This window comes from Shewanella saliphila, from assembly GCF_014648295.1.
Taxonomy (GTDB): Bacteria; Pseudomonadota; Gammaproteobacteria; order Enterobacterales; family Shewanellaceae; genus Shewanella; species Shewanella saliphila.
On the sequence record NZ_BMQV01000006.1, the window covers coordinates 41,460 to 59,716 of the forward strand.

Below are 18,257 nucleotides of genomic sequence, written 5' to 3' on the forward strand. Positions count from 1 at the left end.
TAAAGCCATCATAACCATCCGAAGATGAACATAAGCTGAAAGTTAACTAAGGGGGAGTAAAAAAGCGATGATGATTATCTGGGTATTGATTAATGGGTAAATGCAAACTCAAACTTGGCGCCGCCCAGGGTAGACGATTGTGTCACTGTTAATGTGCCGTGGTAGCTGTCGACTAAGTCACGCACAATTGCCAAGCCAATTCCATGCCCTTGTGTGTAGGTGTCTGCTCGCATGCCTCGTTCAAAAATTTGTTGTTGTTTGTCTTTAGGTACGCCTGCGCCGTCGTCCTCAACGCAGATGTGTAAACTGTTCGGTAATTGCTTAACAGTGAGTAACACTCGGTGATTGGCGGCTTTGCAGGCATTGTCTAACACGTTGCCGAGCATCTCAGTTAAGTCCGACTCATCACCTTTAAAACGCGCCTCGGCATCGCCTTGATAATCAATAGCCAGCTGTTGCTGTTGATAAATTTTACCTAAGGTTCGCACTAACCGTGCGGCAATGTCATCAACACTGACCCCAAGGTGCCAACCTGTGCCCGCAGCACTTTGTGCACGCTTTAATTGGTAAGCCACAATTTGATTAATACGATTAATTTGTTCTAACGATGCGTCATTTAAATTGGCCTGGGTTTGCATGACCGCTAATGGCGTTTTTAAACTATGGGCTAAATCGGCAAGGGCATTACGGTAGCGTTTACGCTGATTTTGCTCTGTTTGCAGTAAGGTATTGAGCTGCTTCGCCACCTTTTGTAACTCAATGGGGTATTGGGTGCTTAGCTGCATAGACTTACCTTGCTCAACGGCGCTGAGCTCCTGGCTGAATTTACCTAAGGGTTTTAATGTCCATAATAACCAACTCAACTGCACGCTAAATAACAGCGCCATTAAGATCAATAACCAGGTCCATAATGTCTTAGAAAATTGGTTAATTTGCTGTTGGTATTCTTGCTGGTTTTTAATGATGTGCAGTGTCATGGTAAAAGGTTGTTCGCTGGTGGCGAAACTGACACTGTAACTGTAAATTAATTGCGGCTTGTCGTTAATTAACAGGTTGTCGTAACTGCTTCTACCTGTTGCAGGTTTTGGTAGGTTGATTGGGGTATTTAGACCTAAAAATGAATTTGAGGTCCACAGTAATTGGTTATCTTTGGTGGTAATGAGTGCATAAAGTCCGGAGCCGATAACATTAAATTGATTTTCGAGCAGGTGCTCTGGCATGAGTAGTTCATCGTTTTCTACTTCTGCCATGGCTAACACTGAGTACACATAAGCTTTTAATTGGTTTTTGGCGGCAACGTTAATTTGGGTTTCAAAGGCATTATTAACGGTAATGCCAATGATGGGTAATAGCCCTAAAATAAGCAGTAGCGCACTGACCACAATGCGAACTTTAAGCGAACCTAATAACTTACTCATGCTGTCCTAATTGACGCAAACGATAGCCTTGGCCTCGTAATGTTTCAATAAGTTGGTATTGATTGTCTGGGTCGAGCTTTTTACGCAAGCGACGAATAAACACTTCGATAACGTTAGAGTCTAGGTCGAAATCTTGATCGTAAATATGTTCAATTAAACTGCTTTTTGAATGCACTGAACCTGGGTGTAGCATCAGGTATTCAAATAATTTGTATTCAGAGCCGCTTAAATTAACCACTTCTTGATGTATTTTAATTTCAAGGCTGCGGGTATTAATACTAAATGGCCCATTTTGAATCACTGGGCTGGCTTTGCCTGCTGAGCGCCGTATTAATGCATTAATACGTGCGACTAACTCTTCTAGCTGAAACGGTTTACTTAAATAATCATCTGCACCGGCATCAAGGCCAATCACTTTGTCTTGCCAGCTATCACGGGCGGTTAAAATGATAATGGGGTAACTAATATTTTGTTCGCGCAGCTGGCTGATTAGGGTTAAACCGTCAATTTTAGGTAACCCGACATCAATAATCGCCACATCGTATTGATATTCTTGGGCTTGAAATAAGCCTTCTTCACCATCAGAAGCGACATCGACAGTGTACTGCGCATCAATAAGGTGCTGCTTAACGTTAGCTTGTAAGGCTAGGTCATCTTCAACCAGTAATAATCTCATGGGCTAGTTCCTTCTCACTGAACCATTGGTGGCATCAACAGAGACATAAAAAATAACGCCATCATTGGTGAGTAGTTTGACTCGATACCCAGGATGTCCATTTACGCTGCTAGATTGAACTTTTAACACCTTGCCGGAGTAACTGCGCTTAGCAATTTGAATGGCTTGTTGTGCACTAGTGACCACCAAGTTGTTACTTTGGCGATTGTCTTTAAGACCTGGAACAAGCTCAAATGGGGCCGCAGAACTTAACGGTAACACATGCGAAGCGCCAGCAAAGCTGGGTGATGAAATCACTAACATTAAGCCTAAAAGCGTGGCCTTGAGTTTGAACATTCGCTGCATGGTGTTAATCCTATTTACCTCATTACCGTTAGTGTAAAAGATCCTTTTCTATATAGAAACATCTACTTAAATAATTGAACAGGGAGTCGATTCAAAATGAGTTGCTGGGCAAGTATACCTGTCTGCAGATGAACATTAACTGAATGGCAATAACAGCGTGATGATTGGATGATATAGAGGCTTAACTGTTTGGTAATGTTCAGCTTGTGTTCATTTTAAGTGAGTTTTAATGATTACAACATTTAAGGTTGTGAGGAATCACCATGAACCCATATTTAGATAACATCAGCAAAGCAACATCATTTAACACCGTTAAGTTAGGGCTAAGCTTGGGTGTGGTATGCGCCCTGGGGTTAAGCTCTGCTAACGCCAATAGTGAAGAAGCCAATGCGATTCAAGTCAGTGCAAGCCAGGTCAATGGCGCGGTAAGCCAAGCAAGATTATTGGATGCGCCTGCGAGCGCCGACAATGAAACCCAAGTAGCAGCACTGCATCAACAAGCTAAGTTATTAACTGCTACCGCTGATAGCAGTTCAAAAGTGACCCGCGAACAACGTATGGCTGTCCATCAAAAAGCCGCAGCCACCCAAACAAGCCAACAGTTGCGAGCATTCGCTCAGCAAAACCAGGTCATTTATTATGACTTTTCATTTTATGATGCTCAAACGCGTTTATTTGAAGATTACGACTATGACGGGTTTTATCAAACCTTTAGCGTGACCTTTGATGCTGACATCAACAGCAGTGGCGGTGACGTGCAAGCAGATGTATTTGCTGAGTTATATTTAAGCCAAAACGGTGGTCCGTGGATCCATTATTACTCGACCGATGTATTCACGCTAAATGCTGATTCAAGCTTTGATGATTATGAAGTATTAACCACTCTAGCTAACGGTTATCAAACCGATCACTACGATGTGTTAATTGACTTATATGAGCTAGGTTATGCTGACCCTGTTGCCACCATCAGCAGTGATGATGTTGATTCATTGTATGCATTACCGCTTGAAAGTGGCGATAGAGATACCGTATATATTGAAGAAGTCTATGTGGAAGAAGTACATGGCGGCGCGCTGTCTTGGTTAACGGTTAGCTTATTTGGCGCATTGGCATGGTGCCGTCGTTTGATGAACAAAAAATAACGTAAACATCAGATTCATCTAGAGTAGAATTACGTTTTTTTGAAGTCCTCAGTTTTTTACTTATTTTGATTTAAAAAATAAGTATTTAGGAGAGTGTATGTTAGTAAAATTAAATTCATCGTTATTATGCGGTTGTTTATTAGGGGCGACTTTGTTGTCAGGCTGCCAATTACCTAATCCTTACACCGGCGAGTCTGAAAATGCTAAAGCGACCAATGGTGCCATTATTGGTGCCATTAGCGGTGCAGCCATAGGTGTGGCCTCATCAAGTAAAAGCGATCGCGGTAAAGGCGCATTAATTGGTGCTGCATCGGGTGCGGCCGTTGGCGGCGGTATTGGTTACTACATGGATGTACAAGAGGCTAAATTGCGTAAGCAGTTACAATCTACTGGTGTCAGCGTGACTCGTGATGGTGATAACATCATCCTTAACATGCCAAACGAAGTGACGTTTGCCGTTGACCAAACCGTGTTAAGCGAACGCGCTAAATCAGTCTTAAACAGCGTTGTGTTAGTGGCCAAAGAATACAGCGACACCCGCTTAAACGTGATTGGTTATACCGACAGTTCGGGGTCTGAGTCATACAATCTACGTTTATCGCAAGTACGAGCCAGTGAAGTGGCGCAATACATCACTAGCCAGAATGTGAGTGGTTCACGTGTGTCATCAACCGGCATGGGCGAGTCAAACCCGATAGCGAGCAACAATACTGCCGATGGCCGTGCACAAAACCGCCGTGTTGAAATTGTATTAACACCGATTGGTAAGTAACCAGAGCTCAGGTTAAGTAACACGCTTTAATCGTTTTACTGCTTAAATAAAAAGCCATCGCAAGATGGCTTTTGTGTATCTAGGGTCTCGAGATTTGTTTTAGTTGCTCGATATTTTCGTCACGGTAGAAGTCACTTCACCGTGTTTTAAGCGGGTATGAATTTCATCTCCTAGTGTTAACTGCTGAGCATTTTCTATAACGTGTTTATTGGTGCTAGTGATTGAATAGCCGCGGCTCAATGTGGCCAAAGGGCTAACCGTATCAAGCTTGTGGGATGCTTGGGCAACGCGTTCCGCTGCCTGTTTAAAGTAGTCGCTGCTGGCGTCGTTAAACCGCGCTGTTAAATACTGTAGGCGCTGTTTTTCTAATGTTAAGGTACTGGCCGGTGAACGTTGTTGTAAGCGGTTATGTAATTGCTGGTGGCGTAAGGTTAAGCGGCTCAATTTATGCTGTAAGGCATTTTCTAAGCGCATTTGCATCTCATCAAAACGTTGTTCAAATTGTTGCAGTTTACGTTGTGGCTCATGGCGCTGAAGCTGGTGACCTAACTGGCTTAAGCGTCCGCTTTTTTGTAATTGATAATGCTTCATCCCTTGCTGTAAGCGCGATAACAGCAACATAAGCTTTTCCGCTTTATTGCCTTTGTCTTTAGACAATAGCTCAGCACCTGCTGATGGCGTAGGGGCGCGAACGTCGGCAACATAGTCGCTGATGGTAGTATCTATTTCGTGGCCAACAGCACTAATAACCGGCAGAGCACTGTTGTAAATGGCATGCGCTAAATGTTCGCTGTTAAAGCACCATAAGTCTTCCAACGAGCCGCCACCTCGGGTTAGCAGTAATACATCCACTTCAAGGCGCTGGTTTGCTTTAGCAATGGCCTGGCAAATTAACTGGCTCGCCGCTGCGCCTTGTACTTGGGTTGGATAAACAATCACTTCAATTGATGGGTCGCGTCTGGCTAATACGTGCAATATGTCTCGAAGTGCAGCGCCCGTTGCCGAAGTAATCACACCAATGCGTTGAATGTTTTGGGGAATAGGGCGCTTTGTTTCTGTGGTAAATAAGCCTTCTGCGGCCAATTTGAGTTTTAACGCTTCAAATTCTTGCGCTAACAGACCGTCGCCAGCAGGTAGCATTGACTCTAATAGTAATTGATAGTCGCCACGAGGCTCGTAAACGCTGATGGCGCCTTTAACTAACACTTGTTGACCATTAACGGGTTTAAAGCGTACCGATTGATTACGGCCCTTAAACATGGCACAACGTATTTGGGAACGGCTGTCTTTTAACGTGAGATACCAATGGCCAGAACTGGGTGAGGAAAAGTTTGAAATTTCACCATTTAACCAAATTTTACCTATTTGACCTTCAAGAATATGCCTGACTTCGCCGTTTAATTGCGAAACAGTGTAAACATTGTTTTTTGTGGCACTCATGAGTGTTCTCATTCTAAAGGTAATAAAAATCTATTTTCCATTTACCAACTGTAATATGCAAGGTATAATCTCGCCGCAATATTTCACCTCAAATCCTACTTACTAGGGAGATGTTGCCATGCTACGTTTACTGAAAGATGCACTAACCTTTGATGATGTGTTGTTGGTTCCTGCCCACTCGACCGTACTCCCTAATACCGCTGTCCTCAAAACTCGTTTAACGAATAAAATCGAATTGAATATTCCACTTGTGTCTGCCGCTATGGACACAGTGACTGAATCTCGTCTTGCAATTGCTATCGCGCAAGAAGGTGGTTTAGGATTTATTCATAAAAACATGAGCATTGAGCAACAAGCCGAAGAAGTGCGTAAAGTAAAAAGCTACGAAGCAGGTATTGTTCAAGATCCTGTTACTGTAACCCCGACTACCAGCTTAACTGATTTACGTATTTTAACTGAACGTAATGGTTTTGCCGGCTATCCAGTGGTGAATGATGCACACGAACTTGTGGGTATTATTACTGGTCGTGACGTGCGTTTTGTTACCGATTGGAGCAAAACGGTTGCTGACATGATGACGCCAAAAGATCGTTTAGTGACAGTACCAGAAGGTACCAAATTAGACGAAGTGCAAAAGTTAATGCATTCACACCGCATTGAAAAAGTGTTGGTGGTCAATGACAACTTTAAGCTTAAAGGCTTAATTACTGTAAAAGACTTCGAAAAAGCTGAGCGTAAGCCAAACGCATGTAAAGACGAGTTAGGTCGTTTACGTGTCGGTGCTGCGGTTGGTGCTGGTGCAGGCAATGAAGAGCGTATTGATGCACTTGTTAAAGCAGGCGTAGATGTGCTGCTAATTGACTCATCTCACGGCCACTCTGAAGGCGTATTACAACGCATTCGTGATACTCGCGCTAAATATCCTGAGTTACAAATTGTTGGCGGTAACGTTGCCACAGCTTCTGGCGCATTAGCGTTAGTCGAAGCAGGTGTTAACGCGGTTAAAGTGGGTATTGGTCCAGGTTCAATTTGTACAACCCGTATTGTAACAGGTGTAGGTGTGCCGCAAATTACTGCAGTTTCTGATGCTGCTGAAGCCGTGCTTGCACTTGGCATTCCTGTGATTGCTGATGGCGGTATTCGTTTTTCTGGTGACTTAGCAAAAGCATTAGCAGCGGGTGCATCATGCATCATGGCAGGCTCTATGTTTGCCGGTACTGACGAAGCGCCTGGTGAGACTGAGCTTTACCAAGGCCGTGCTTATAAGTCATACCGCGGTATGGGTTCATTGGGCGCAATGGGTCAAACCCAAGGTTCATCAGATCGTTATTTCCAAAGCGATAACGCCGCTGACAAATTAGTACCAGAAGGTATTGAAGGCCGCGTACCATACAAAGGCAAAATTAAAGAAATTATTCACCAACACATGGGCGGTTTACGTTCATGCATGGGCTTAACAGGTTGTGCCACCATTAAAGATTTAAATGAAAAAGCACAGTTTGTAAAAGTCACTTCTGCCGGTATGGGTGAATCACATGTTCACGATGTGACCATTACCAAAGAAGCGCCAAATTACCGTTCAGGTTCATAATTTTTGTGAGGGCGACGTTTGTCGCCCTTTTGTTAATCGCATTGTGGCCTATGTGTTGGCCATGGCATTTAATCAATTTGTAAAGGTTACCCATGATTAATATTCATGATCATAAGATTTTGATCCTCGATTTTGGTTCTCAGTACACTCAACTTATTGCCCGCCGTATTCGTGAAATTGGCGTGTATTGTGAGTTATGGGCGTGGGATGTAAGCGAAGCACAAATTCGTGAGTTTGCTCCAAACGGCATTATTTTAGCGGGCGGCCCTGAAAGCGTCACAGCTGATCATTCTCCACGTGCACCAGAATATGTATTTACCGCAGGCGTCCCCGTTTTGGGCATTTGTTATGGCATGCAAACCATGTCTGAGCAGCTTGGCGGTAAAGTGATTCAAGGCGTAGGCGAGGGCGAGTTTGGTTATGCTCAAATCGAACTGCAAACCACTTCTGCACTGTTCAAAAGCATTGAAGATGCCGTAAGTGCAGACGGTAAGCCATTACTTGACGTATGGATGAGCCACGGTGATAAAGTCTCGGTGATCCCAGAAGGTTTTGTGACTGTTGCTAAAACCGCAACCTGTCCTTTTGCGGCAATGGCCAACGAAGAAAAACGCTTTTACGGCGTACAATTTCACCCAGAAGTGACCCACACTCGTCAAGGTCAACGCATGCTTGAGCATTTTGCGTTAGACATTTGTGGCTGTGAAGCTAACTGGAAACCCTCATCAATTATCGAAGATGCTATTGAGCGTTTAAAGCAACAAATTGGCGATGATGAAGTGATTTTAGGCCTCTCAGGTGGGGTGGATTCATCAGTTGTGGCGATGTTATTACATCGTGCTATTGGCGATAAACTTACTTGTGTGTTTGTCGACAACGGTTTATTGCGTTTAAACGAAGCCGATCAAGTATTAGAAATGTTTGGCGATCATTTTGGACTGAACATTGTTCATGTCGATGCTGAAAGCCGTTTCTTAGATGCGATGGCAGGCGAAGCTGAGCCAGAAGCCAAACGTAAAATCATTGGCCGCGTGTTTGTTGAAATCTTCGATGAAGAATCTAAAAAATGCGTTAATGCGAAATGGTTAGCTCAAGGCACTATTTACCCAGATGTGATTGAGTCTGCAGGCAGTGCAACCGGTAAAGCGCATGTGATTAAGTCGCACCATAACGTAGGCGGTTTGCCTGACGATATGAAACTAGGTTTAGTTGAGCCGTTACGTGAGTTATTTAAAGATGAAGTGCGTAAGATTGGTTTAGAACTTGGTCTACCTTACAACATGCTTTATCGTCACCCGTTCCCAGGGCCAGGTCTTGGTGTACGCGTTCTTGGCGAAGTGAAAAAAGAATACTGTGACTTGTTACGTCGTGCTGATGCTATCTTCATTGAAGAATTGCATAATGCAGACTTATACAACAAAGTCAGCCAAGCATTTACGGTATTTTTACCGGTACGTTCAGTGGGTGTGATGGGCGATGGTCGTAAATATGATTGGGTTGTGTCGCTTCGCGCGGTAGAAACTATCGACTTTATGACCGCACATTGGGCGCACTTACCGTACGACTTTTTGGGTCGAGTATCGAACCGCATCATTAATGAAATCGATGGTATTTCTCGTGTGGTTTACGATATTTCAGGTAAGCCACCGGCAACGATTGAATGGGAATAACCCAAGCGGATTAACCCTCGGTTCTACAAAAAAGACGCTGCGGCGTCTTTTTTATTTGGTAGAATAGAAAGCATAAACTTTACCTAGGTTAATAGTGTGACAGATACTCCAAAGGCAGAACGCCCAAGCGACCCTTGGTTACATTCCAATGTTGATAATGACATCAAAAATACCGAAATAGATCGTGCCCAGTTAGCCATTGATGAAAAGTGGATGCGGGTAGCGATGCAGCTTGCTGAGCAAGCGGAGCTAAAAGGTGAAGTCCCGGTCGGGGCGGTATTGGTAAAAGATGATGTGATGATAGCCAGCGGATTTAATTTAAGCATTTTAAATCACGATCCTACCGCTCATGCAGAAATGGAATGCATTCGCCAAGCCGGTAAAGTGCTCGAAAACTATCGTATGTTAGGTACAACCCTGTATGTGACGTTAGAGCCGTGTTCAATGTGTGCTGGCGCAATGGTGCATAGCCGTATTGAACGGGTGGTTTATGGTGCAGAGGATTTAAAAACAGGTGCCGCGGGGAGCGTGATTAATTTATTACAACATCCGGCGTTTAATCATCAGCTAGCGGTCAGTGCTGGTATATTAGCCGATGACTGCGCGGCGCAGCTAAGTGCGTTTTTTAAACGTAGACGAGCTGAAAAAAAAGCCCTTAAACAGTTAGCTAAACAGCAAACTGATTAAAGACTTTTTGATGAATACCCGCAGATTAGCATTCGCTTAGCAGGGACCCAATAGCGTGTAATGAGTGAACAGACTTAAATTAAGTTTCTGTTTGAACAAGTAAAAAATGAGCGCGTTGACGATTTTGAATGCGGTTTTTTTGCACCTTAAGCATCACACGGCGGCGTGACACCATGTTGCTCATTATTCTTCTTCTCATACCCATACCTCAATCATTATTGCAGTGTGAAATAGTGTAACGATAAGCCATCGCTCATCGTAGAACCGTCATAATATTTTTTCAAAACCGACAATGCAATGGTTTATTAAGAAAGATCAACAGGCCTTAAGGTTGCTGCGCAGACACATTGGTATTTATTGGTGCTTCTTCTGCAATCACTTCAATGCTGTCGTTTTCTTCAATCATTTCCATTTGTTTAGTTTGGTTATCTACCCAAACTAGGGTGTCGTAATAACGACGAATGCTGTCAACATAGTGTACCGCTTCACTGCCGCGTGCATAACCATATCGGGTTTGTTTGTAGTATTTTGATTGTTGTAATAGCGGCAATACTTTTTTCACGTCTCGCCAAGCGCTAGGGTCCATGCCCATTGATTCGGTTAAGCGGCGCGCATCTTCAACATGGCCCAAACCGATATTATAAGCGGCCAACGCAAACCATACCCGCTGTGAGTCGGCAATCGATTCTGGCAAGCGGTCTAACATATCTTTTAAATAAAATGCTCCGCCACGGATACTTTGTTCTGCATCTAAACGGTTATCCACCCCCACATAAGAGGCTGTAGGTCGAGTCAGCATCATCATGCCGCGAACGCCAGTAGGGGAGCGAGCCGTTGGGTTCCAGTGCGACTCTTGATAGCTCGCAGCCGCGAGCTTACGCCAATCTAGTTCGCCAGCGTACTCTTCAAACATGCCGCGATATTCTGGCAAAATATTGTCAATAGCACGGATAAAGGCGCGGGTATCGACATAATCAAAACGTTTTACATGGCCAAAGTATTTTTCGTTTAAGTGCTCAAGCGTGCCAGCGCGTTTCTCTTTGTGCCAAAAAGCCAAAAGCTGACTCATTAAACGGTCACTTTCTTTTGGCGGCAACAACCAAACCACTTCCACTTTTTCTTCTAAAATCATCCCTGCGCGTAATTCAGGTAAAAAACGCTGATTGATCAGCAGACTGTTTGAGTCAGAAATTGTGTAGTTCAATTCACCTTTGGCAATCAGGGCAAATAGCTCTTCATTATCTTTATCGCTGACCTGGTTCCACATCAATTCAGGATAATCTTTTTGCAATTGAGTCAGGGTATTTACCGACGATGAATTGGCCATCACGGTGATTTCACCCGACAAGGTACCAATATCTTTAGGCTCAGGTGTGCCTTCTTTGTACACCAATACTTGGTTAACTTTATATAAGGTAGGCCCAAGTTTAAATTGCTGGCTGCGATTGGGGGTTTTGGCAATACCTGCCGCAATAATGTCGATATCGTTATCTTTTAACGCTTTAAATAAGGCTTTACGATCGGTGTAAGGGATCATCTCTAATGGCAGCGATAAATAGTCAGCAAAACGCTGAGCCATTTCAAAGTCAAAACCGGTTTCACCTAATTCAGAATTAAGGTAAATCTGCGGGCCATACAAGGTGCCAACTTTCAAAACACTGCGCTTTTGTGCAGGCGCAGCAATATCGACCTGTTGAATATCAACTGGCTGACAGGCGCTTAAAATGGCACAAAGTAGAATAATGAATAAGGTTTTGATCATATTTATTAACTGGTTATCTTAAGTTGTATCGTTAATGTTCACGAAAGTTATACGAGAAAAACGAGTTTAATACTGTCGAATAGCCTTTAAATATGTAGGGGTAGGCGTTATTTTTCGCATACTTTATCAGGTGTTTTGCAAAACGCCTAGGCTTGTACAAAAAAACGCCACAAAATGTACTGTTATTGCTCAAATGTAAAGTTACCATACTATTCACTGTAGCATTCATCGCTGGGGATATTTTCTCTATCAGGAAACACTGTTTTCACCCGTGCTCGAGCGTGATTTGTATGGTGCAATTCCCTATAATAGCGCCAATTCTGACCCTCCTATATAAATTATAAGGTGAATAGACGTGATGGAAATCATTCGCGGAGCCCCTGCACTATCTGCATTTAGAGTTCAAAAACTCATGGAGGCTTGCGAAAACGCATCGCTTCCAGTATCGCAAATTTATGCCGAATATGTGCATTTAGCCGATCTGACTGAACAACTCGATGATAATGAACGTCTACAACTAGAAACCATTCTTACCTACGGCCCTGCCATTGAGTCACATGCGCCAGAGGGATCGTTACTGTTTGTTACGCCACGTCCTGGCACTATTTCTCCTTGGTCGTCTAAAGCGACCGATATTGCCCATAACTGTGGGCTAGCTAAAGTTAAGCGTTTAGAGCGCGGTATTGCTTATTATGTTGAGTCAGCCACATTAACGGCCGAGCAGCAAAAGCAATTACAAGGTTTATTACACGACCGCATGGTTGAAGTGATGTTACCAAGCTTTGATGACGCCCAAGTGCTGTTTGCCCGCACTGAACCAGCTAAATTTAACAGCGTCAATATTTTAGCCGAAGGTCGCCGCGCACTTGAAGTGGCTAACGTTAAGTTAGGCTTAGCGTTAGCCGATGATGAAATTGACTACCTAGTCGAAAACTTTGTCCGTTTAAATCGTAATCCAAACGACATTGAATTAATGATGTTTGCTCAGGCAAACTCAGAACATTGTCGTCATAAAATCTTCAATGCTGATTGGACAATCGACGGCGAAGTACAGCCAAAATCATTGTTTAAAATGATCAAGAACACCTTTGAAGTGACCCCTGATAACGTGTTATCTGCTTATAAAGATAACGCTGCAGTAATGACAGGTTCTGTTGCAGGGCGTTTCTTCCCCGATCCTGACGGTGTATACAACTATCACACCGAAGCAATGCATGTATTGATGAAGGTAGAAACCCACAATCACCCAACTGCGATTAGTCCATACCCAGGTGCAGCTACGGGGTCTGGTGGCGAGATTCGTGATGAAGGCGCAACCGGTCGAGGCTCTAAACCCAAAGCAGGGTTAAATGGCTTTACCGTGTCTAACCTTAAAATCCCTGGGTTTGTACAACCATGGGAAGGCAATTACGGTAAACCTGACCGTATTGTGACCCCGTTAGAAATCATGCTCGAAGGCCCATTAGGCGGCGCGGCATTTAATAACGAATTTGGTCGTCCGGCGTTAACCGGTTATTTCCGTACCTACGAGCAAGAAGTGTCAAGCCACAACGGCGTTGAAGTACGTGGTTACCACAAGCCGATTATGATTGCCGGTGGTTTAGGTAATATCCGTGAAGAACACGTGCAAAAGGGCGAAATCACCGTCGGTGCTAAGCTGATTGTGCTAGGTGGCCCTGCAATGAACATCGGTTTAGGTGGCGGCGCAGCTTCTTCAATGGCGTCGGGCCAATCAAGTGAAGATTTAGACTTTGCATCTGTGCAACGTGAAAACCCTGAAATGGAACGTCGTTGCCAAGAAGTGATTGACCGTTGTTGGCAATTGGGCGACACCAACCCTATTCAGTTTATTCATGACGTGGGAGCGGGCGGTTTATCTAATGCTTTCCCTGAATTAGTTAACGACGGTAATCGTGGCGGTGTATTTAATTTACGTAACGTACCCTCTGATGAGCCAGGCATGAGCCCACTTGAGATTTGGTGTAACGAATCGCAAGAACGTTATGTGTTATCAGTAGCCCCTGAGAATTTACAACAGTTTGCTGATATTTGTGCTCGCGAACGTGCGCCGTTTGCCGTTGTGGGTGAAGCCACTGAAGAGATGCATTTAACCCTTGCTGACAGCCACTTTAATAACAAGCCAATCGACTTACCGCTTGAAGTGCTATTAGGCAAAGCGCCTAAAATGAGCCGCGATGTGGTAACGGCTAAAGCAGTCTCTCCGGCATTAGATCAAACTAAGATTGAGTTAACCGAAGCCGTTAAGCGTGTGTTAACCCTACCAACCGTTGCCGACAAAACGTTCTTAATCACCATTGGTGATCGCTCTGTCACTGGTTTAGTGAATCGCGACCAAATGGTCGGTCCCTGGCAGGTGCCTGTTGCTGACTGCGCAGTAACCGCGTCAAGTTATGACAGCTACACCGGCGAAGCCATGTCGATGGGCGAGCGTACTCCGTTAGCACTACTTGATTTTGATGCCTCGGCGCGTATGGCTGTTGCTGAGTCGATTATGAACATTGCCGGTACTGATATTGGCTCGTTCAAACGGATTAAACTATCAGCTAACTGGATGTCGCCAGCGGGTCACCCAGGCGAAGATGCCGGCCTTTACGAAGCGGTTAAAGCCATCGGTGAAGACTTATGCCCAGCACTGGGCATTACCATTCCTGTTGGTAAAGACTCAATGTCGATGAAAACCGCATGGCAAGACAACGGCGAAAATAAAACCGTAACATCGCCTATGTCGTTAGTGATTACCGCCTTTGGTGTTGTGCAAGATATTCGCAAAACAGTCACCCCAGAGCTGCGCGCAGATAAAGGCGATAGCGCATTGCTAATGCTGGACTTGAGCAATGGCCAAAACCGTTTAGGCGGCTCATGTTTAGCGCAGGTGTACAGTGAACTTGGTGATATTGCGCCAACACTGGACAACACGGCTAACCTTGCTGGCTTCTTTGAAGTGATGCAAAAACTGGTTTCAGACCAGGCCGTCATTGCTTATCACGATCGCAGCGACGGTGGATTATTTACCACCCTAGTTGAAATGGCATTTGCCGGTAACACAGGGTTAAGCATCGATTTAGCAGGCTTAAACGGCACTGATTTAGAGCGTTTATTTAACGAAGAATTAGGCGCAGTTATTCAAGTGAGTGCAGAGCAAGCAACCGACATTGCTGCGCAGTTTGAAGCCAAAGGTGTGAGCTGCCATCACATTGGTGGCCTGCAAACAGCTGATAAGATCAGTATTACAGATGGCGAGCGCGTTATCTTTGCCGATAGCCGCACCGCATTACGCACTTTGTGGTCTGAAACGACCTACCGCATGCAAGCCCTGCGTGATAATCCTGAATGTGCTAAGCAAGAGTTTGAGCTTAAACAGCAAGCAGATGCACCAGGCTTAACCGTTAAATTAGGCTTTAATCCGAGCGAAGATGTTGCTGCACCTTATATTTTAAAAGGCGCAGCGCCTAAAATGGCTATTTTACGTGAGCAGGGTGTTAACTCGCACATTGAAATGGCTGCCGCATTTGACCGCGCAGGTTTTGAAAGCCGCGACGTGCATATGTCTGATATCTTATCTGGTCGTATTAGTTTAGAGGAGTTCCAGGGCCTAGTGGCTTGTGGCGGTTTCTCTTATGGTGACGTACTTGGCGCTGGTGAAGGTTGGGCTAAATCGATTTTATTTAACAGTCGTGCCCGTGATGAATTTAGCCGCTTCTTTGAGCGTGACTCAAGCATTGCGCTAGGTGTGTGTAATGGTTGTCAGATGTTATCTAACTTAAAAGAAATCATTCCTGGCAGTGAACATTGGCCACACTTTGTGCGCAACCGCTCTGAGCGTTTTGAAGCTCGTTTTAGCCTGGTTGAAGTACAGCAATCACCATCGGCATTCTTTGACGGTATGGCCGGTTCGCGTATGCCAATCGCAGTATCACACGGTGAAGGTTTAGCAGAGTTTGCCAATGCTCAAGCACTTGCTGGTGCTGAAGCTTCGGGGACGATTGCACTGCGTTATGTTGATGGCCACGGCCAGATCGCAACGCAATACCCAGAAAATCCTAATGGTTCGCCAAATGGTTTAACCGGTATTTGTACTACTGACGGTCGTGTGACCATTATGATGCCACACCCTGAGCGCGTGTTCAGAACGGTTGCTAACTCATGGCATCCAGATGGTTGGGGCGAAGACAGCCCATGGATGCGTATGTTCCGTAATGCTCGGGTTAAGATTGGCTAAGCATGTTTAGTGAACAAAAAAGCGACTCAATTGAGTCGCTTTTTTTATGGCATATTTTGAGCAGTAAAATACTGATAATGCCGCTTACTTACGCCAGTTATTTATCCTCTTTCGGGGTAAACATTTCAGAAAAGGCGTGTTTATATAAGTTCACAATATTTTCAAATAACAGTGTCATACGATATCTCAAATCAAAGGGGAAGGTGGATCTAGACTAAGGTGGCAAATACCACGAAGAATGTTGTATATAAATTATACGATCGACATTTACAAAGCTCAAATGAGAAAAAATGACATTTGGAATTAGTTTTAATAATGCGTATTGTGGTTTTTTAAATAAATTAGATTGAAAGTATTTCTATTTGACTGAATTGTAATGATATTTTTTAATTCCGCTATTTTTTAATATTAAGATTTACTAATCTGTTATTAGTGCTTTATTAAAGGGTTATATATTCGTTAACAATATTAATCAATACAGTATTTATGAGCATTTTATGTATTTTAAATGTTTGCGCCTAGCAATTGGGTTGATATTGTCAATACCTCTAGAGAGGATAAAATGAGCAATTTGTTAGCGCTACAAGACTTTCTAATAAAACTTGCTCGGGCTTACATCACAAAAATGATTATTTTATGGTTTGTGGCACACTTTTGCTTTTCGTAAGTAATTGTTATTTATAAATTAAACTGCAATCATGCAAAAAATCTAATGTTTGTCACAAATTTGAGTAAAAAATCTGATCTCACCCGCTTGTATGCCGTAAGATATAGAACGTTTAGGATTGGGCTTGAAAATCTAAGCTAATGGTTTGATTCGTCTATTTTCATTAATAAACGCATTAACATTATTAACTTTAAAATAATGTTTTCAGGTATAACATCATCACTGTGGCAATGTGCCATTGCCGTATCGCATTTGGTCGAACTGAATGAAGTAAGGAGTCGCCAATGATTATCGAAGAGGTTGTTGAGCTATCGCGTTTTCAATTTGCGTTGACAGCCATGTACCACTTTTTATTTGTTCCACTTACCCTAGGTCTTGCCTTTATTCTGGCGATTATGGAATCACTGTATGTGATGACAAGTAATCAGATATATAAAGATATGACGAAATTTTGGGGTAAGCTTTTCGGGATTAACTTTGCCTTAGGTGTTGCTACGGGTTTAGCTATGGAATTCCAGTTTGGTACTAACTGGTCATACTATTCTCATTATGTAGGTGACATTTTCGGTGCGCCTCTGGCGATTGAAGCGTTAATGGCCTTCTTCCTAGAGTCTACCTTAGTGGGTATGTTCTTCTTCGGTTGGGATCGTTTTAGCAAACGTCAACATCTTGCGGTAACCTGGTTAGTGGCCCTTGGCTCTAACATGTCAGCATTATGGATTTTGATTGCAAATGGTTGGATGCAAAACCCAGTGGGTTCTGTGTTTAATTACGAAACCATGCGTATGGAAATGACGGACTTTGCTGCATTAGTGTTTAACCCTGTTGCGCAGGTCAAGTTTGTTCATACCGTAGCCTCTGGCTATGTAGCTGGTGCAATGTTTGTCCTTTCTATCAGTGCTTACTACATCCTTAAAGGTCGTGACCTACCGTTTGCTCGACGCTCATTTGCCGTTGCTGCAAGTTTCGGTTTAGCGTCAATCTTATCGGTTATTGTACTAGGTGATGAATCAGGCTACGAAGTCGGCGAAGTTCAACGCGTAAAATTAGCGGCAATTGAAGCTGAATGGCACACTGAGCCCGCTCCGGCAGCGTTTACGGCTGTCGGTTTTCCTAATCAAGAAACCATGCACACAGATTACGCCGTTAAAATTCCTTACTTAATGGGTATTATTGCCACACGTTCTTTAGATGAGGAAGTGGTAGGCCTTAAAGATCTTGTAAAAGAGCATGAAGCGCGTATCCGTAACGGTATGGTGGCATATGCACTGCTTGAAAAATTGCGTGCAGGTGATGAAACTCCAGAGGTTAGAGCACAATTTGAGGCGACCAAAGACGACTTAGGTTATGGCTTCTTACTTAAGCGTTATACCGATAAAGTGGTTGATGCGACAGAAGAGCAAATTATCGCAGCATCATACGACTCTATTCCAACGGTAGCGCCTATGTTCTGGACCTTCCGGATAATGGTTGGTGCAGGTGTGATTATGTTACTGGTGTTTGCCGCAGCATTTTGGCAAAGCACACGTCATAAAATTGCTGAGAAAAAATGGGTTTTACGTGCAGCACTTTACAGCTTACCGCTTCCTTGGGTTGCCATTGAATGTGGTTGGTTTGTGTCAGAGTTTGGCCGTCAACCTTGGACCATCTCAGAAGTATTACCCACCTTTATGTCGGCATCGAGTTTAACCCCTGCGGATTTATGGTTCAGTATTATTTCGATTACGGTGTTCTATACCATTCTACTGGTGATAGAGGCTTTCTTAATGTTCAAGTTCGCTCGTCTTGGCCCTAGTAGCTTAAAGACTGGTCGTTATCACTTTGAAAACCTAGACGCCTAATCGGAG

General features: G+C 43.8%; 12 protein-coding genes. 7 read left to right on the forward strand and 5 right to left on the reverse strand.

What is annotated here, in order from left to right:
* Positions 1–89: 89 nt before the first annotated feature.
* Genes IEY48_RS04780 through IEY48_RS04790 form a run of 3 tightly spaced genes read right to left on the reverse strand, consistent with a single transcriptional unit; the run spans position 90 to position 2,439 of the window.
* Positions 90–1,418: an ATP-binding protein gene (locus tag IEY48_RS04780; protein WP_188917806.1), complete on the reverse strand. Its 1,329-nt coding sequence runs from the start codon at positions 1,416–1,418 to the stop codon at positions 90–92.
* Positions 1,411–2,094 carry a response regulator transcription factor gene (locus IEY48_RS04785; protein WP_188917808.1) on the reverse strand — a complete coding sequence of 228 codons (684 nt, stop codon included), beginning with the start codon at positions 2,092–2,094 and terminating at the stop codon, positions 1,411–1,413. Before IEY48_RS04785 ends, IEY48_RS04780 begins: the two co-directional genes overlap by 8 nt.
* A gap of 3 nt (positions 2,095–2,097) precedes the next feature.
* Positions 2,098–2,439 (reverse strand): PepSY domain-containing protein, encoded by a 342-nt coding sequence (locus IEY48_RS04790; protein WP_229786326.1) that lies wholly within the window; start codon positions 2,437–2,439, stop codon positions 2,098–2,100.
* A gap of 263 nt (positions 2,440–2,702) precedes the next feature.
* Between IEY48_RS04790 and IEY48_RS04795 the strand changes: the two genes are divergently transcribed.
* The gene (locus IEY48_RS04795; protein WP_188917810.1) at positions 2,703–3,581 is read left to right on the forward strand and encodes a choice-of-anchor H family protein; all 879 of its coding nucleotides are present in this window, start codon (positions 2,703–2,705) and stop codon (positions 3,579–3,581) included.
* A 97-nt stretch (positions 3,582–3,678) separates the two neighbouring features.
* Positions 3,679–4,353 (forward strand): YiaD family glycine zipper/OmpA-like lipoprotein, encoded by a 675-nt coding sequence (locus tag IEY48_RS04800; RefSeq protein ID WP_188917812.1) that lies wholly within the window; start codon positions 3,679–3,681, stop codon positions 4,351–4,353.
* Between the two features lie 99 nt (positions 4,354–4,452).
* On the opposite strand, the gene xseA is transcribed toward IEY48_RS04800, so the two are convergent.
* A complete protein-coding gene (xseA, locus tag IEY48_RS04805) occupies positions 4,453–5,793 on the reverse strand; it encodes an exodeoxyribonuclease VII large subunit (RefSeq protein WP_188917814.1) in 1,341 nt (446 codons plus the stop codon).
* A 118-nt stretch (positions 5,794–5,911) separates the two neighbouring features.
* Between xseA and guaB the strand changes: the two genes are divergently transcribed.
* The 3 genes from guaB to tadA all read left to right on the forward strand — a co-directional run bounded on the left by guaB (position 5,912) and on the right by tadA (position 9,741).
* Positions 5,912–7,384, forward strand: a complete 1,473-nt coding sequence (guaB, locus tag IEY48_RS04810; protein WP_188917817.1) for an IMP dehydrogenase — start codon at positions 5,912–5,914, stop codon at positions 7,382–7,384.
* Between the two features lie 92 nt (positions 7,385–7,476).
* Positions 7,477–9,054 carry a glutamine-hydrolyzing GMP synthase gene (guaA, locus tag IEY48_RS04815; protein WP_188917819.1) on the forward strand — a complete coding sequence of 526 codons (1,578 nt, stop codon included), beginning with the start codon at positions 7,477–7,479 and terminating at the stop codon, positions 9,052–9,054.
* A 198-nt stretch (positions 9,055–9,252) separates the two neighbouring features.
* Positions 9,253–9,741 (forward strand): tRNA adenosine(34) deaminase TadA, encoded by a 489-nt coding sequence (gene tadA, locus IEY48_RS04820; protein WP_373293698.1) that lies wholly within the window; start codon positions 9,253–9,255, stop codon positions 9,739–9,741.
* 325 nt (positions 9,742–10,066) lie between these two features.
* Here the strand turns inward: tadA and mltF are convergent, their stop codons facing one another.
* A complete protein-coding gene (gene mltF, locus IEY48_RS04825) occupies positions 10,067–11,503 on the reverse strand; it encodes a membrane-bound lytic murein transglycosylase MltF (protein WP_188917821.1) in 1,437 nt (478 codons plus the stop codon).
* A gap of 358 nt (positions 11,504–11,861) precedes the next feature.
* On the opposite strand from mltF, the gene purL reads away from it, so the two are divergent.
* Together purL and IEY48_RS04835 are read left to right on the forward strand one after the other, a co-directional pair.
* Positions 11,862–15,743, forward strand: a complete 3,882-nt coding sequence (gene purL / locus IEY48_RS04830; RefSeq protein WP_188917823.1) for a phosphoribosylformylglycinamidine synthase — start codon at positions 11,862–11,864, stop codon at positions 15,741–15,743.
* 951 nt (positions 15,744–16,694) lie between these two features.
* Entirely contained in the window at positions 16,695–18,251 is a 1,557-nt protein-coding gene (locus IEY48_RS04835; RefSeq protein WP_188917825.1) for a cytochrome ubiquinol oxidase subunit I, read from the forward strand.
* Positions 18,252–18,257: the final 6 nt, after the last annotated feature.

Bases quoted from the DNA above. Each gene is read 5' to 3' on its own strand.
- IEY48_RS04790 (WP_229786326.1), bottom strand. From the start codon at position 2,439: ATGCAGCGAATGTTCAAACTCAAGGCCACGCTTTTAGGCTTAATGTTA.
- mltF (WP_188917821.1), bottom strand. From the start codon at position 11,503: ATGATCAAAACCTTATTCATTATTCTACTTTGTGCCATTTTAAGCGCC.
- guaB (WP_188917817.1), top strand. From the start codon at position 5,912: ATGCTACGTTTACTGAAAGATGCACTAACCTTTGATGATGTGTTGTTG.
- xseA (WP_188917814.1), bottom strand. From the start codon at position 5,793: ATGAGTGCCACAAAAAACAATGTTTACACTGTTTCGCAATTAAACGGC.
- IEY48_RS04785 (WP_188917808.1), bottom strand. From the start codon at position 2,094: ATGAGATTATTACTGGTTGAAGATGACCTAGCCTTACAAGCTAACGTT.
- IEY48_RS04780 (WP_188917806.1), bottom strand. From the start codon at position 1,418: ATGAGTAAGTTATTAGGTTCGCTTAAAGTTCGCATTGTGGTCAGTGCG.
- IEY48_RS04795 (WP_188917810.1), top strand. From the start codon at position 2,703: ATGAACCCATATTTAGATAACATCAGCAAAGCAACATCATTTAACACC.
- IEY48_RS04835 (WP_188917825.1), top strand. From the start codon at position 16,695: ATGATTATCGAAGAGGTTGTTGAGCTATCGCGTTTTCAATTTGCGTTG.
- purL (WP_188917823.1), top strand. From the start codon at position 11,862: ATGGAAATCATTCGCGGAGCCCCTGCACTATCTGCATTTAGAGTTCAA.
- IEY48_RS04800 (WP_188917812.1), top strand. From the start codon at position 3,679: ATGTTAGTAAAATTAAATTCATCGTTATTATGCGGTTGTTTATTAGGG.
- guaA (WP_188917819.1), top strand. From the start codon at position 7,477: ATGATTAATATTCATGATCATAAGATTTTGATCCTCGATTTTGGTTCT.